We start from the raw sequence: 14,896 nt of genomic DNA on the forward strand, positions 1-14,896 counted from the left end.
ATGTTTAAGGTAGATAGACATAGTGCAGCATGATTGTGCGGAGCTGTTTCAGCACGAAGAACGGCAACAATGTGAATAGCAGCAGAGCTGCTATCGGCTCCCAGGCATAAACGACCGAGTATCCGTTGAGTGCCTGATTGACATAAATCAGGAAGTAATGCCGCAGCGGAAACAGTACGCATATGCCTTGCAGTACGGGGTGCATGGCCATGACCGGATAGGTAAAGCCTGATATCGAAAACGAGATGACTCCCCACAATGACGCAGCGCTCAAGGCTAGGCGGAAATTGCCGAACAAGCCGAACAGGAATATTCCGAATGCCTGCGAGGAAATCACGAGAAGCAGTCCGGCCAGCAGCATGGGGAAGATGCCGTTGTTGCATGGATAGTGGAGGTATCCGTAGAGATAGATATTATAGAAAACAGCAATCAGAAAGAAGATGACGGTTTGCGGAAGCAGTTTGCCGCTTATAGCCGTCGCGATAGAGTTTCCGGCCATCTGCATCCATTCTTTTGCCGTATTCTCTTTCAGTTCTGTCCCCAGTGTGTAAATTGTTGTCAGGAATATGAGCAGCATTAATATTCCTGGGAACAGCGTATTGCACAGATATACCGAATAGTTGAGCCACGGGTTGTTCAGCGCGTGGGTTTCGATTACGATTGGCTGGAGAAAAGCCATGGCTTGTGCTTCGGTGGCTCCCTTTGCCAGCAAAGTAGCTTGTCCGACAGCAGCAGAGGCCAGTTCGGACATCGTTCGTTCGTCTTTGTAAAGCAGCGACCCAGCTATCAGGTAAGAGTAGTTGATATAAAAAGACACTTTGGGCTGTCTGCCTGCCAGTGCTTTCTCCGTAGTACCCTTGGGTATGTAGTAGAATGAATAGATTTCTCCCCGTTGCATGGCTTTTCTTGCCTCTGTAACGCTGCTGTAATGAGCGGTGATTTCAATGTGCTGGAACGCATCGAGATTGCGGATGATGTTTCGTGTGGTAGCCGTATTGTCCAGATCTACCACTCCTGCGGGCATGTCGGTCGGCAACCCTTTGCTCATGAGGGTAGAGAAGAACACGAAGCAGAATATCGGAGCGATGATGATGCAGAACAGATACATCGGCTTCGTTGCAATACGGTATGTTTCCCTGCGGGCTATGTTCCACAAACTTTTCCACATATCAGATGACATTGTTGAATCTTATTTTTCGATGATTGCAGACATTCCCGGGCGCAGATTCTCTACGGTTTCCACGGGCTTTGCCTTCACTTCAAACGTTTTCAGGTCGAATTGTCCGGTTGTCTTGGTTGCTTTCCAGGCGGCATAAGTTCCTAAATCTTTCATATAGGTTATTCTGAATGTTGCATCCCTTTCCAAGGCAGGGATATATGCCTTTATCTCATTGCCTACATTGAAGTCTTTCAGGAAATCTTCGCGCACATTGAACGTAACCCAAATATCATCGAGCTGGGCTATGTTCATTATCGGTGCGCCGGTGCCGACCAGTTCTCCCACTTTCGGGAATATTTCAGAAACTTCTCCATCTGCCGAGGCCGTAAGGTATGTTTCCGAGATGTAGGATGAAACTTCTGCCACAGCCCCTTTCGCCCGTTCGACTTGTGCGGCAGCCATAGCCTTGTCTTCCCGCTGCGCTCCGTTTTTAGCCATTGTATACTGTGCGTTTGCGGCACGCTCGGTCGCTTTCATGGCATCGTACTGTGCTTTGGCTTCGTCGCGTTTCTGTGCGGTCATCACTCCTTCTTCATACAGCCGGTTTATGCGGTTGTATGATTTTTCGGCTATTTCCAGTCCCGCTTTTGCTTTCTGCCACATTTCAAAAGCTGCCTGCAATTGTTCGCTTCGTGTTCCTCTGATCGCTTTTTCGTTCATGGCCTGTGCCATCTGCTCAGCGGCTTGCGCCTGCGACAGCTTGGCCATGACATCGGGCGCTTCGAGGATTGCCAGTGTATCTCCAGCTTTGACTTTGTCGCCTTCATGGACAAAAAATTTCAGGACACGTCCCGGAACTTTGCTGGATACCCTGTATTCTGTCGCTTCGGCTTCTCCCTGAATGATTTCTGTTCCTTTTCCGAGAGTGAAGAATCCGATGATGCTGACGATTGCTACGGCTCCTGCAAGTGTGATGAATGCCAGCATGATATTGTTGCGTTGTGTCTTTTCCATATCGATGTTATTTTAATGTTCCCATTGATTTGTTTAAATAAAGTTCGCTAAGTTTTACGTCAATTTGGGCGTCTATCTTGCCAGACTGTGCAGACAGCCACGCCGTTTGAGCTTCAAGCACGTTGCTTGTCGGTATGACTCCTTCCTTGAATCCCAGATTGGCATACCGGAGGTTCTCTTCAGCCTTTTCCATGTTCTTTTCAGCCATGGTCAGCCTTTTGGCCGCTTCGTTTACTTTATAGGAACTTTGCGTAACCTGAAGCTCCACTTTTTCCTTCACATCGTCCAGCTTGTATCGGGCGATGTTCGCTTCTGCTTGGGCTGCCTTTACCTTATATATGCCTTCTCCCCAGTGGAATACCGGAATCTTTACGATGACTCCCGCTGCCCACATTCCGCGGAAACGGTTTTCAAACCCGTTGACGAGGGACGGATTCGTTACCAGATAGTTTGCTGTGACTGCAACTGAAGGGAGAAAGTCGGAGCGTACGACATTCACCTTTTGGCGATAGATTTCGGATGCGAGCTCCAGGCTTTTCAGCTCTTGTCTGTTGGCTAAAGCCGTGTTGACATTGGCTTCTGTATAAGCGTTTGGAAGCGTAAGGCTGCTCATGTCTTCATCGGCCAGTGTGATGTCTGTATCCAATGGGAGGCCGCACAGTTGGCAGAGAACCATTTTTGAAAGGCTCAGGCCGTTTTCAACCTGTGTCAGTGTCATCTCTGCCTCGTTCACCTTTACTTTTACACTTAGAGCATCAGCTTTTGTGGCCACTCCTTCGTTGACCATCTTGCTGACATCAGAGTCCAGTTTCTGGACCAGATTCAGGAAACTTTCGGCAAGTTTCTTCTTGTTTGCAAGCGAAACCACCTGCCAATATGCTTGGTCTGTGTTCAGAATGATGTCTTGCAGTCCTGTCGCATGTTGAGCTTCGGCGAGCTGTTCGGCATATTTGGTTATTTTGTTGTATGCTATGATTTTTCCTCCCATGAAAATCGGCTGGGTGAGTGTAGCCGCTCCGACAGTCAGATTTCTTGTATCGGTGCGGAGCGCATTTACGATTCCTTCGCCTACAGCGTTCAGTCCGTTTGTAACTCCTGCAACAGCCCCGGGAAGAAGTCCTTGCAGTCCGGCGGCCAGACCGGGGTTTTGGGCGGCAAGTGCCTGCAGCCCTTGCTGAAGCTGCGATCCGGCAGCTGTCCCCAGATTTCCGATTGTCTGCTTTTGTTCGTCGCTTAGCAGGGAAATTTCTTTTTGAGTGCGCATATATCCGCCCGCAAATTCAATTTTTGGGAGATAGTTGGTGAACGCTGCCTTTTTCTCATAATGAGCTGCATTCACTTTTTCTCGCGATATGAGCAGCTCTTTGTTGTTTTTCAGAGCCAGTGTCCGGCAACTGTCCAAAGTGAGCGTATGCTGTGCAAAAACGCTTAAGGAAGTACCAATGGCCAGAATAAGACTAAAAAACTTTTTCATTGTCAGAAGAACTTTGTTATTTGGTTGCTTATGCAACATTGCAAATGTATGCTTTTATAACAAATAACCAAAAAGATTTGTTGTAAAGATTCTCAATGCAGCTTATAAATTTGTTAAGTTGCACCGAGATGGGCGCATCTCAGTTCAGCAGATTCAGTTTCAGTCTGTGATTTATGGAATTGTCTATGATTTTGCATTTGCCGGCGAATGAACCGTGTCCGTTTCGGCTTGACAGACTGCTGCCTGTGTTGCTTGATCCTTCTCCCGGGACTTCGGTGACAGGAAAGCTTCCATTGGCTATGTGGTAAAATACCGGAGCCAGCAGCGAATCTCCCGGAGTGCCGAACTCTCCTAGATCTTCTCCCAAGTTCTCTTCAATCTCAAAGTCAGGAAGAAGTCCGTCTTCGTAATACTCGTAATATCCTTGCGAATTGCTCAAGTAAGTGGTTGTGAGCCAAAGTTCGATATTTGGAGAATTTGTGTCTGTAAACAATTGCTGGGCCACGTTCTTTCCGAAGGTTGGCGCTCCCACTTGGATAAGCCGTCCGTTGATGTAAGGCCTCAGGCAGTTGATCACAATCTCAGAGGCAGAAGCCGTATTGCCGGACGTGATGACATACAGATTGTTGTATTGAGCGGGAGTTCCTGTTGAGAGGAGGCTCGGGTCGAAAAGCAACGTTTCCGTTTTGTTGATTTTGTCGTTGTATGTCATGTTCAGGAAAGGCTGCCCCATGGCACTTTGTGGGGCAAGGAGCGTGCTTATCACCTGGGATGTTGAAACATAGCCTCCCGGATTGTAGCGGAGGTCGAGAATGATGTCGCTGAACTGGCCTGCATATTGTGTGAATATGCTTTCCACCGCATCGGCATTCTCGCCGAACTCATTATATAAGATGTATAGTACGTTATGCGAGCTTACTTCGATGGGCTTTGCTTCGAGCACATCCTGTTCTTCCACGTAGCGTGGAGCCGGAAGCTGGACAACTCCGATGGTGTCGAACTCAGCATAGTTGTAGTCGTCTTCAGCCGTTCCATCATCTGGAATTTCTACATAAGGATTGTATTTGCCCAATGTGAAGGTATGCGCTCCCGAAGGACGTTCGATGTAGTCTTCATAATATGAACTTTGGGAGATTTCTTCTCCGTCCACAGCAATGACCCAATCGCCGCGTTTCAGTCCGGCTTCTTTTGCAGGCGAGTCCGGCTGGACATAAAGGATGCGCATGGTATTTGTTCCTTCAGTTGTGCGGACAAGGGCCGCTTCGAATCCGAAGCACGGGTAAGTGCTTGTGGCTCGCGAACCGGTGGCTATTGAATCCACATGAGAGAAAAGCACGCCGTTTTTCTTGTCCTTGCTTGAGGCTGCCGATGACAGGAAATCCTGCGGACTGTCGAAGAAGTCCAGTTCGTCTTCCGAGGGGATGTCTTCATAAAACAGATAGTTCTCCTGCATGACATTGTATATCCAGGTTTTGGTAGTTATCAGCGCATAATATTCTCCCGAGCGGTCTTCACCGCATGAAGACAGCAGTCCTGCCAGAACAGTTCCGGCCAACACAAGTCTGTTGAAAATCGCCCTCATAACATTGCTCTTATTTCATTGAGAAAGCTCCCTGTCCGATCATGTTTCCGTCGGCAAAGATATAGATGTGGTATTCTCCTGCCGGCAGGAACTCTTCGACATCCCAGTATACGGTGACAGTTTGCTCTTCTCCTGTATATTCGATGTATTTTTTGATGGAGTAGCCTATTTCCCGGTCTTCATACTTGAACCGGTTGGCGTCGCTTTTTGTCAGGATGCTGTTGTCGGGCTTGGCGATGCGCACATAGATGGTTTTGTTTCCCGTTTCTGCCGTAATGTTCTTCACGATGGTGAATGTGACGGCTATTTTCTTTACGTTTTTCACCCTGGAAGTGTTTCTTCCGCGTTTGTTCTGCGTCTGCACCGTAACGTTTGTGGCATCCAGCTGCGCAGCGAGAGAAACCTTTTGGTGAAGGGTTTCTTTTTCCTGCGACAGGTTGGTTATTTGCACGGTAGCTGCCGAGTATTTGTTTTTTACTTCCTCATTCTCTTGCTTTAGGGCCGCGTTCAGCCGGTTGAGCGAGTCAATTTGTATGACGTAAGTGCGCAGTACTGCACGCACGGTTTTCAGCTCCTTTTTCAGGCGCATGATTTCTGCTGCGTCACTGGTCTTTACCTGACGGAGTTCTTCCAGCAGCCGCTGTGTTTTCAGCTTTTCGCTTTCCAGCTTTTCGCGGAGTGAGTCGTTGTTTATCTGGATTTGCAGTTCGTCGTATTGTGTGGCAAAATTGCTGTATTCGTTTTCCATTTCCTGTTTCTCGATGGCAAACAGTTCAGTCATTTCCTTATTCTTTTGAGTCTGGTTGAAAGCGAAGAATGAAACCCCCGCTACGATAACTGCCAGGATCACGATAACTGTAATAAGGCTCTTGTTCTTGTTCATTTCTCTATCAGTTTTGCGTTTGGCGCAAAAATACAACAATTTAGATAGACCTTCTCTTTTATTTGATTAAAAAAAACATAACGTCAGGGCAATATGAAGGTGGCAGGCCGGGTGTCGCCTTGTTTCCATCTGCAAAATTCCAGTTCGGGATAAGCAGATGCACCTGTGCTGCCGATCCACTCATTCAGCTTTTCATGGAGTTTCCGCCCGCCTTCTTCCAGAACGAATGTCCGGCTGTCGTATCTCAGGATAAATTCGTAGGCTGAATTGTGGTCATTTCCTATAAAGTCTTTCTTGTAAGTGTCCGGAAGGTAGCAGTACGCCATGTAGCTTGTTTCCCATGTGTTGAAGCAGAGAGCGTTGTATTTGCCTTCCGGGCCGTATACATAGCAGTTCTGTATATTTTTCTTGTTCTCGAAGCATAAGTGCGCTCCGTTTTCGGGGCTTTTGAAGCTTGCGTGTCCGATGCCGCAGTTCAGGATATTCCCGGCGTTGGTCCTTACCAGTCCGGCGGCCGGGTCTTTGGCGTCATCGGTTGATATTGTGACGTTTTCGGCCAGGCAGTTGAATACATCACCCTGGTTGTAGGCTATAAATCCGCTGTACTGGTTTGCGTCGGTCAATTCCATCGATCCGTTTTGGAGGGTGCAGTTATGAATCTTCCCTCTGTTTATTCCGGCCAGCAGTCCGACGTATGCAATCTTTCCGTTCTGGGTGTAAGATATGTTGCAGACATTCAGGTTTCTGACAATCCCATCCGGTGCTATGTCACCGAAGACACCATAATTGGAATATCCGTTGAGCTTCCTGTTCAGGCGGATGCCCGACAGCGTATGCCCTTCTCCGTCGAATATGTCGCTGAATGCCTTGTTCATCTTGTAGTTGATTCCGATTCCCATTATCCGGGCAGACTCTTCCTCAGAAAACGCGATGTCGCTTTTCAGGCGGTACGTGGTGATTCCGTCCGCGGTTTCTCCGAACTCCTCCAACTTTCTGTCATCGTATGCTTCTCCGTTTATCAGGTGAGTGAAGGCGATGAAATCTTCTGCCGTATATATTCCGCGTCCCGAACCTTTTGATTTCAAGTTGCAGGAATAGGCTGTTCCTTCTTTGAAGGTTATGTTTTCGACCGTTGTTTGGCAGATGCTTTGCCCGGAACCGGTCAAGGATAGTTCTACAGGAGGTGTTTCACCGGCAGGGGAGGGCGGAATGATGAAGCTGTAAGTGTTTTCTTCTGAACCGTGCAGTTCGCTTTCATGGCAATCCCGGCTGTAGATGATGTTTCCGGTTATGGGGCAGAACGATTCGATGCCGGCAGTCTTGCAGATCATGCCTGTGACTTTTTCGCTCAGCTGGCTGTCGGTATTGAAGTCTATTCTTGAAAAGCGGTGCCTGAACTTCAGGCGGATCACGTTGCCGTATGCGCACGAGTCCTGGCAGAACAGGACATCTTTCAATGTCTTTCCGCTGCTTTCGTACAATTGCTCTTTTCCGAAAAGCCCTTCTCCGTCAGTATCCATGACGGGAAAGACGGCGGTGTAGCGCATCTTTCCGTTTCCGTTCGGTCCGAAGGGCTTTTCCGGCACCCATTCTTTCCCGTCGAACGTGAGGATGCAGCCGTCCGGACTTGTGGTTCCGTCGCTGAAGAACAGAATCCGGTCGCCTGTCTGAAACGCGGTCTTGCCTGCAGATCTGCCTTGCGGGCCGAAGCCGTAAACGTCGTTTCCCAGAATCTTTATTCCGGAGGATAGGCGGGTTTCATGGTCTTCAATTCCGTTGCATCCGGAAAAGAAGAAGGCCCATATATACATTATATATATAAGAATGGATGGTGTGGAGCGCATAAGCGTGACTTTTTCATTGTGGTTTATATATGAAAACGGCAAACGTGCCGGTTGTTCACCTTTCCGGGCACAGATTTTTCCGCAGATCTTCTTTGCCGTTTCCGGTCATGCGGGGCGGAAACATGGACTTGTGCGGCGGAAATCTTTATCTCCAGCCTGGAGATATACATCCTTAGCCTGAAGATATGTGTCTTTAACCTGAAGATATGCATCTCCAGCCTGGAGATAAAGAATGCTCCGAGGCATGCTTCTGTTTTTTCCGTGCGGTGCCGGGCGATATTTTCCGCCCTTAATTTTTATTTTGCCTATTCCGTTAAAAGCCGTAACTTTGGAGCGGATTAGGAAATGACGTATGGGAAAAGGAAAATTGGCGAAATTCGCAGATATGGCGGAGTATCCGCATGTGTTTGAATATCCGTATTCGGTGGTTGATGATGTGCCTTTTGAAATGAAGGGCAGGTGGAACCGTGATTTTTTCAAGAACGGCAATCCGATTGTGCTCGAACTCGGATGCGGGCGTGGAGAATATACCGTGGGGCTTGCCCGGCGCTATCCGAACAAGAACTTTATCGGTGTAGACATCAAGGGCGCGCGCATGTGGACGGGAGCCACTGAAGCGCTGCGCGAAGGGCTGGGTAATGTGGCTTTCCTGCGGACAAACATTGAAATCATCGACCGCTTCTTTGAGCGGGACGAGGTGTGCGAGATATGGCTTACCTTTTCAGACCCTCAGATGAAGAAGGCGACCAAACGGCTTACTTCGACTTACTTCATGAACCGTTACCGCAGGTTTCTGGTTCCCGACGGGCTGGTGCATCTGAAGACGGACAGCAATTTCATGTTCACTTATACGAAGTGTATGATTGAAGAAAACCGCCTGCCCGTCGAGTTCATTACTGACGACCTGTATCATTCGGGAATGGACGATGAGATTCTGAGTATCCGCACCTATTACGAACAGCAGTGGCTCGACCGCGGGCTGAATATCAAATACATCTGTTTCCGGCTGCCCCGGGAAGGGGAACTGCATGAGCCGGACATCGAAATTGAGCTCGACGACTATCGCAGCTATAACCGCAGCAAGCGGAGCGGACTGGCCACGAGCAGATGAAAACATTGTGTATAACTTAAAAAAATACGATCAGTTATGACATTATATCCGAAATTGATTCTCGACGCACTGGCAACCGTGCGTTATCCCGGAAGCGGGAAAAACCTTGTTGAGGCTGAGATGGTGGCCGACAATCTGCGCATCGACGGAATGAAGGTCAGCTTCTCGCTGGTGTTCGACAAGCCTACCGACCCTTTCATGAAGTCGGTGGTAAAGTCGGCTGAAACAGCTATCCACACTTACGTGTCGAAAGACGTGGAAGTAAGTATATCAACAGAAAGCAGGCAGGCAGCCCGTCCCGAACCGGGGAAAATGCTTCCTCAGGTGAAGAATGTCATTGCCGTATCGTCTGGAAAAGGCGGCGTGGGAAAGTCTACGGTAGCTGCCAATCTGGCCGTAGCGCTGTCGAAGCTCGGCTATAAGGTGGGACTGCTTGACGCAGACATCTTCGGCCCTTCAGTGCCGAAAATGTTTCAGGTAGAGGATGCACGTCCCTATGCAGAGGAAATCAACGGGCGCGACATGATCATTCCGGTGGAGAAGTACGGAATCAAGCTGCTGTCTATCGGCTTCTTTGTCAATCCCGACCAAGCGACACTGTGGCGCGGAGGCATGGCAAGCAATGCGCTGAAACAGCTGGTAGGCGATGCGGAATGGGGCGAACTGGATTATTTCGTGCTGGATACTCCTCCCGGAACGAGCGACATACACCTCACGCTGTTGCAGACGCTCGCCATCACAGGCGCGGTGATTGTAAGCACTCCGCAGGAAGTGGCTCTTGCCGATGCGCGGAAAGGCATAAACATGTATACCAACGACAAGGTGAACGTTCCTATTCTCGGTTTGGTTGAGAACATGGCATGGTTCACGCCTGCCGAACTTCCCGAAAACAGATACTACCTGTTCGGAAAGGAAGGAACGAAGCGTCTGGCGGAAGAATTGCATGTGCCGCTGCTGGGACAGATTCCTATCGTGCAGAGCATCTGCGAAAACGGTGATAAAGGAACTCCGGTGGCCCTTGACGAGAACTCTGTGACCGGACAAGCGTTTATTGAACTGGCACGCAATGTGGTGTACCAGACGGAAAAGCGGAATGCAGAACTGGCTCCGACGGAGATTGTACATACGCATAAGTGATCTGCGGGGAATACGTTCCTGCGGTTATAGGATAATGAAAAAGCCCTGTCGTCCGGATGGAATGGCGGGGCATTTTTTCCGGATGGGTGCCAATCGTCATTCGTCCTTGAACTTCAATTGGAGCTGAATCCATTCCGGCCGGCGTTCGGAAGGCCAGTCGTGTTCTTCCTTCGGGTTTGAAACGGCAAGTCCCAGCAGGCGGATGGGATGGCGTTCGTAGTCGACCTCTTTCAGCAGCCTTTTTGCGAGAGGGAGTATGGTGTCCAGCTTATACAGCGGAAACGGGGTGCTTTGGCTGCGCGTTATCTGCTTGAAGTCGCTGAACTTTACCTTCAGTGTCAGCGTATATCCCTTGAAGTCTTTCGCTTTCAACCTTTCCGTCAGCTCGCAAGCCACGTGATACAGTTCGATTATTACCGATGACGTGAGCGAGATGTCCTTTTCCAGCGTATGTTCGCATCCGATGGACTTGCGTATGCGTACTGGTTCCACGGGTCGGTTGTCTATTCCCCGGGCGAAGTCGTAGTAGACGGTTCCGGCTTTTCCAAACTGCCGTTTCAGCATTTCAAGCGAGCATTCGCGCAGTGTTTTTCCGTTGAATATCCCCAGCTTGTGCATTTTTTGTGCTGTTACGGGGCCTATTCCCCAAAATGATTCGATGGGCAGCTTGTCAATGAAGTCGGTAGCCTGGTCAGGGTGGATTGTACAAAGTCCGTCCGGCTTGCGGTAGTCTGACGCTACCTTTGCGAGAAACTTGTTGTATGACACCCCTGCCGAAGCGACCAGGTTCAGTTCTTCGCGGATGCGCCGTTTGATTTCTCTGGCGATGTCTACGGCAAGTTCTATCTGCTTCTTGTTTTCCGTAACGTCCAGAAAAGCTTCGTCCAGTGAAATCGGTTCGATCAGGTCTGTATATTCATGAAAAATCTCGTGGATGCGGGCGGAAACTGCTTTGTATACTTCCATCCGTCCATGTACGAATATCAGTTGGGGGCACAGTTTCTTCGCTTTTGCCGACGACATGGCCGAACGGACACCGAACTTTCGCGCTTCGTAGCTTGCCGCAGCAACCACCCCTCTCTGTTCGACATGTCCTACAGCTATGGGCTTTCCTTTCAGCTCGGGATTGTCCCGCTGTTCCACTGATGCGTAAAAGGCATCCATGTCGATGTGAATGATTTTTCTGAAAGTGTCCATAAGGCGCTGTAGAGGCTTTTCTGCAAAATTAATCAAAGTTTTCTTCGTTTATCCTAAAAATCATTTGTATTTTTGCCGATGCAGCAGCAAAGGCTGTTTGCCGACTTGACTACTTAACGCTAAGAAGTTATGATGAAAGATGAAATTAAAAAGGCATGCGATGTCATGCGGAAGGGAGGAGTGATACTTTATCCGACCGATACCGTTTGGGGCATCGGATGCGACGCGACGAATGAAGAAGCCGTGAAGCGGGTTTTTGAAATCAAGCAGCGTGCCGACAGCAAGGCAATGCTGGTGCTTGTAGACAGTCCGGTGAAAGTGGATTTGTATGTGGAAGAAGTTCCGGATGTTGCATGGGACCTGATCGAACTGACAACGAAACCGCTGACTATCATATATGATGGGGCGAAGAATTTGGCTCCCAACCTGATAGCCGCCGATGGCAGTGTGGGAATACGCGTGACGAATGAAGCGTTTTCCAAGCAGCTTTGCTTCAGCTTCCGCAAGGCGGTTGTTTCTACATCGGCAAATGTCAGCGGGCAGCCGGCTCCTGCCGTATTCCGTGAAATCAGCGATGAAATAAAGAATGCGGTGGACTATGTCGTTGATTACCGGCGCGATGAAACCGGACATCCGAAACCGTCGAGTATCATCAAGCTCGGCAAGGGAGGCGAAGTGAAAATTATCAGAGAATAGGAGAAGGACGATGAAAACGACTGATGAAAAGAACAATTTTCTTCAAAATCTTCTTCTCTGGAGAGAGAAGCACATCAAAGACAAGCAGTTTGTCCTGCTTCTGAGCTTTCTTGTAGGAATCTTTACGGCGCTTGCGGCTTATATCCTTAAATTCCTTGTGGAATATATCAAGGAGTTTCTGACAGAAAACTTTGATACGACTGGCGCAAACTGGCTGTATCTGGTTTATCCCGTGGTGGGCATTTTCGTGACCGGCCTGTTCATCCGTAAAATCGTGCGCGATGATATCGGCCATGGAGTGACCAAGATTCTGTATGCCATCTCGCGCAAGCAGAGCCGCATCAAGCGCCACAACGTGTGGTCGTCTGTATGCGCTTCGGCCATAACCATCGGTTTCGGAGGTTCTGTGGGTGCCGAGGCTCCGATCGTATTGACAGGCTCAGCCATCGGCTCCAACCTGGGAAGTCTGTTCCGTATGGACCATAAGACGCTGATGCTGCTGGTGGGATGCGGTGCTGCCGGAGCTGTTTCTGGCATCTTCAAGGCGCCCATTGCCGGTGTGGTGTTTACGCTGGAGGTGCTGATGATGGATTTGACAATGGCGTTTCTGCTTCCGCTGCTTATCACCAGCGTGACCGCGGCGTCTGTTTCTTATCTGCTTACCGGCACCGAGGCAATGTTTCAGTTCCACCTTGATTATCCGTTTTCGCTGGAACGTATTCCGTATGCCATTGCGCTGGGAATCTTTTGCGGGCTTGTAGCCTGGTATTTTACCCGTTCGATGAATTGGATTGAAGATATCTTCAGGCGATATAAGAATCCTTACGTGAAGTTCCTTATCGGAAGTGCGATGCTGAGCGTGCTGATATTCCTTTTCCCGCCGATGTATGGCGAAGGCTATGATACGATTTCGCTTCTTCTGAACGGAGCTTCGATTTCTGATTGGGAAACGGTGATGAACAATTCGTTGTTTTATGGCAATGCCCATCTGCTGGTTCTGTATCTGATTCTGATCATTCTGTTCAAGGTGTTCGCTTCGAGCGCCACGAATGGAGGAGGCGGATGCGGAGGTATCTTTGCACCGAGCCTTTTCCTTGGCTGTATTGCAGGGTTTGTTTTTTCGTATGTGTGTAACGAATTTAATATAGGCAACACGTATATTCCCGAAAAGAACTTTGCGCTGATGGGAATGGCCGGCTTGATGTCCGGCGTGATGCACGCTCCGTTGACCGGTGTCTTCCTTATCGCGGAACTGACCGGAGGATACGGCCTCTTTCTTCCACTGATGATTGTTTCGGTCTGCGCCTATCTGACGATCATTGTGTTTGAACCGCATAGCATTTATTCGATGCGTCTGGCCAAAAGCGGCGAACTGATTACGCATCATAAGGATAAGGCGGTGCTTACGCTGATGAATATGGACAGTGTGATTGAAACGGACTTCCTGACTGTGCGTCCGGATATGGATCTGGCGCAGATGGTGAAGACCATCTCGCAGTCGGGGCGGAATCTGTTTCCTGTGGTGGATATCCGGAACGAGCTGATTGGGGTGGTGGTGCTGGATGACATCCGTAACATCATTTTCCGCCAGGAGCTGTATCACCGTTATCATGTGGCCGAGTTTATGGTGGTGCCGAAGGCAAGAATCATTACGACCGACTCGATGGAAGTGGTGATGGAAAAGTTTGATTCGACAAATTCATGGAATCTGCCTGTTGTGGATGAAAACAATAAGTATATCGGCTGTGTGTCAAAATCAAAAGTGCTGAGCACTTACCGGCAGATGATGGTGGACCTTTCGGCCGAGTGATAAAGAAGAAGTGTTTATGGAAAAGAAAGACTTGAGAATCGTTTATATGGGCACTCCCGAATTTGCGGTGGAGAGCCTGAAGCGTCTTGTAGAAGGCGGATATAATGTTGTGGCGGTAATAACAATGCCCGACAAGCCCATGGGGCGGCATGGCAGTGTGCTCCAGCCGAGTCCGGTCAAGCAATATGCCGTATCTCAGGGACTGAAAGTGCTCCAGCCGGAGAAACTGAAAGACGAGGCTTTTATCGGAGAGCTGCAGAGCCTGCATGCTGACTTGCAGATTGTAGTGGCGTTTCGGATGTTGCCCGAGGTGGTCTGGGCGATGCCGCGTCTGGGAACATTCAACTTGCATGCGTCGTTGCTTCCTCAGTATCGTGGAGCGGCTCCGATCAATTGGGCGGTAATCAACGGGGAAACCGAAACGGGAATTACTACGTTCTTCTTGAAGCACGAAATAGACACGGGAGAAATTATTGATCAGGTTCGGATTCCCATTGCTGACACAGATGATGTAGGTGTGGTTTATGACAAGCTGATGCGGCTTGGCGGTGACCTGGTGCTGAAAACTGTGGATGCGATTCTGGACGGAAATGTGAAGACAGTTCCTCAAGAAAGCGTTCCGCTGTCCGGAGAACTGCATCCGGCGCCGAAGATTTTCAAGGAAACTTGCCGGATTGACTGGACACAAGGGACGAAGCGTATTTATGACTTCATCCGCGGCCTTTCTCCTTATCCCGGCGCATGGACAGAATTTCATGTAGGAGAAACGGTTTCAACCCTCAAGCTGTTTGAAACGCAAAAGATTTTTGCAGATCATGCTTTAGAACCCGGTGCGTTTGTAACAGACGGAAAGTCTTACCTGCATATTGCGACTTCCGACGGCTATCTGAATGTACTTTCCTTGCAGTTTGCCGGGAAGAAAAGAATGGGAATCGCTGATTTCATGAAAGGCTACAGGCATTCAGCCGATGCCTTTGTCAGATGATCAG

Annotated in this window: 12 protein-coding genes; 5 read left to right on the forward strand and 7 right to left on the reverse strand. The window is 49.2% G+C overall.

Annotation, left to right across the window (positions count from 1 at the left end; genetic code table 11):
• Positions 1-4: 4 nt before the first annotated feature.
• The 6 genes from QUW60_RS10695 to QUW60_RS10720 all read right to left on the reverse strand — a co-directional run bounded on the left by QUW60_RS10695 (position 5) and on the right by QUW60_RS10720 (position 7,956).
• Positions 5-1,168 carry an ABC transporter permease gene (locus tag QUW60_RS10695; RefSeq protein ID WP_375337972.1) on the reverse strand — a complete coding sequence of 388 codons (1,164 nt, stop codon included), beginning with the start codon at positions 1,166-1,168 and terminating at the stop codon, positions 5-7.
• 21 nt (positions 1,169-1,189) lie between these two features.
• Positions 1,190-2,173 (reverse strand): HlyD family secretion protein, encoded by a 984-nt coding sequence (locus QUW60_RS10700; RefSeq protein ID WP_258338159.1) that lies wholly within the window; start codon positions 2,171-2,173, stop codon positions 1,190-1,192.
• 7 nt (positions 2,174-2,180) lie between these two features.
• The gene (locus tag QUW60_RS10705; protein ID WP_258338160.1) at positions 2,181-3,647 is read right to left on the reverse strand and encodes a TolC family protein; all 1,467 of its coding nucleotides are present in this window, start codon (positions 3,645-3,647) and stop codon (positions 2,181-2,183) included.
• A 139-nt stretch (positions 3,648-3,786) separates the two neighbouring features.
• Entirely contained in the window at positions 3,787-5,229 is a 1,443-nt protein-coding gene (locus tag QUW60_RS10710; protein WP_289560379.1) for a S41 family peptidase, read from the reverse strand.
• Positions 5,230-5,239: 10 nt separating this feature from the next.
• Positions 5,240-6,112, reverse strand: coding sequence for a DUF8429 coiled-coil domain-containing protein (locus QUW60_RS10715; protein WP_258338162.1), 873 nt, complete (start codon positions 6,110-6,112; stop codon positions 5,240-5,242).
• Between the two features lie 83 nt (positions 6,113-6,195).
• Complete coding sequence (locus QUW60_RS10720) at positions 6,196-7,956, reverse strand: fimbrillin family protein (protein ID WP_289560381.1); 1,761 nt, start codon at positions 7,954-7,956, stop codon at positions 6,196-6,198.
• A 352-nt stretch (positions 7,957-8,308) separates the two neighbouring features.
• On the opposite strand from QUW60_RS10720, the gene trmB reads away from it, so the two are divergent.
• Both trmB and QUW60_RS10730 read left to right on the forward strand, forming a co-directional pair.
• Complete coding sequence (gene trmB, locus QUW60_RS10725) at positions 8,309-9,067, forward strand: tRNA (guanosine(46)-N7)-methyltransferase TrmB (RefSeq protein WP_289560383.1); 759 nt, start codon at positions 8,309-8,311, stop codon at positions 9,065-9,067.
• Positions 9,068-9,103: 36 nt separating this feature from the next.
• Positions 9,104-10,204 carry an Mrp/NBP35 family ATP-binding protein gene (locus QUW60_RS10730; RefSeq protein WP_258338165.1) on the forward strand — a complete coding sequence of 367 codons (1,101 nt, stop codon included), beginning with the start codon at positions 9,104-9,106 and terminating at the stop codon, positions 10,202-10,204.
• A 96-nt stretch (positions 10,205-10,300) separates the two neighbouring features.
• On the opposite strand, the gene dinB is transcribed toward QUW60_RS10730, so the two are convergent.
• Positions 10,301-11,401, reverse strand: coding sequence for a DNA polymerase IV (dinB, locus tag QUW60_RS10735; RefSeq protein ID WP_258338166.1), 1,101 nt, complete (start codon positions 11,399-11,401; stop codon positions 10,301-10,303).
• Between the two features lie 132 nt (positions 11,402-11,533).
• Between dinB and QUW60_RS10740 the strand changes: the two genes are divergently transcribed.
• The 3 genes from QUW60_RS10740 to fmt are packed head-to-tail and all read left to right on the forward strand — an operon-like array spanning position 11,534 to position 14,892.
• Positions 11,534-12,097, forward strand: coding sequence for an L-threonylcarbamoyladenylate synthase (locus QUW60_RS10740; RefSeq protein WP_258338188.1), 564 nt, complete (start codon positions 11,534-11,536; stop codon positions 12,095-12,097).
• A 10-nt stretch (positions 12,098-12,107) separates the two neighbouring features.
• Positions 12,108-13,907, forward strand: a complete 1,800-nt coding sequence (locus QUW60_RS10745; RefSeq protein WP_258338167.1) for a chloride channel protein — start codon at positions 12,108-12,110, stop codon at positions 13,905-13,907.
• Between the two features lie 16 nt (positions 13,908-13,923).
• Complete coding sequence (fmt, locus tag QUW60_RS10750; protein WP_289560388.1) at positions 13,924-14,892, forward strand: methionyl-tRNA formyltransferase; 969 nt, start codon at positions 13,924-13,926, stop codon at positions 14,890-14,892.
• The last annotated feature ends 4 nt before the right edge of the window (positions 14,893-14,896 follow it).

Source organism: Bacteroides gallinaceum (genome assembly GCF_030373775.1).
In the GTDB taxonomy this organism is placed as follows: Bacteria; Bacteroidota; Bacteroidia; order Bacteroidales; family Bacteroidaceae; genus Phocaeicola; species Phocaeicola excrementipullorum.

What these genes read in the sequence shown, in the direction of transcription:
- QUW60_RS10730 (WP_258338165.1), top strand. Translation starts at nt 9,104, where the DNA reads ATGACATTATATCCGAAATTGATTCTCGACGCACTGGCAACCGTGCGT.
- QUW60_RS10720 (WP_289560381.1), bottom strand. Translation starts at nt 7,956, where the DNA reads ATGCGCTCCACACCATCCATTCTTATATATATAATGTATATATGGGCC.
- QUW60_RS10695 (WP_375337972.1), bottom strand. Translation starts at nt 1,168, where the DNA reads ATGTGGAAAAGTTTGTGGAACATAGCCCGCAGGGAAACATACCGTATT.
- QUW60_RS10705 (WP_258338160.1), bottom strand. Translation starts at nt 3,647, where the DNA reads ATGAAAAAGTTTTTTAGTCTTATTCTGGCCATTGGTACTTCCTTAAGC.
- trmB (WP_289560383.1), top strand. Translation starts at nt 8,309, where the DNA reads ATGGGAAAAGGAAAATTGGCGAAATTCGCAGATATGGCGGAGTATCCG.
- QUW60_RS10745 (WP_258338167.1), top strand. Translation starts at nt 12,108, where the DNA reads ATGAAAACGACTGATGAAAAGAACAATTTTCTTCAAAATCTTCTTCTC.
- QUW60_RS10715 (WP_258338162.1), bottom strand. Translation starts at nt 6,112, where the DNA reads ATGAACAAGAACAAGAGCCTTATTACAGTTATCGTGATCCTGGCAGTT.
- QUW60_RS10740 (WP_258338188.1), top strand. Translation starts at nt 11,534, where the DNA reads ATGAAAGATGAAATTAAAAAGGCATGCGATGTCATGCGGAAGGGAGGA.
- QUW60_RS10700 (WP_258338159.1), bottom strand. Translation starts at nt 2,173, where the DNA reads ATGGAAAAGACACAACGCAACAATATCATGCTGGCATTCATCACACTT.
- QUW60_RS10710 (WP_289560379.1), bottom strand. Translation starts at nt 5,229, where the DNA reads ATGAGGGCGATTTTCAACAGACTTGTGTTGGCCGGAACTGTTCTGGCA.
- dinB (WP_258338166.1), bottom strand. Translation starts at nt 11,401, where the DNA reads ATGGACACTTTCAGAAAAATCATTCACATCGACATGGATGCCTTTTAC.
- fmt (WP_289560388.1), top strand. Translation starts at nt 13,924, where the DNA reads ATGGAAAAGAAAGACTTGAGAATCGTTTATATGGGCACTCCCGAATTT.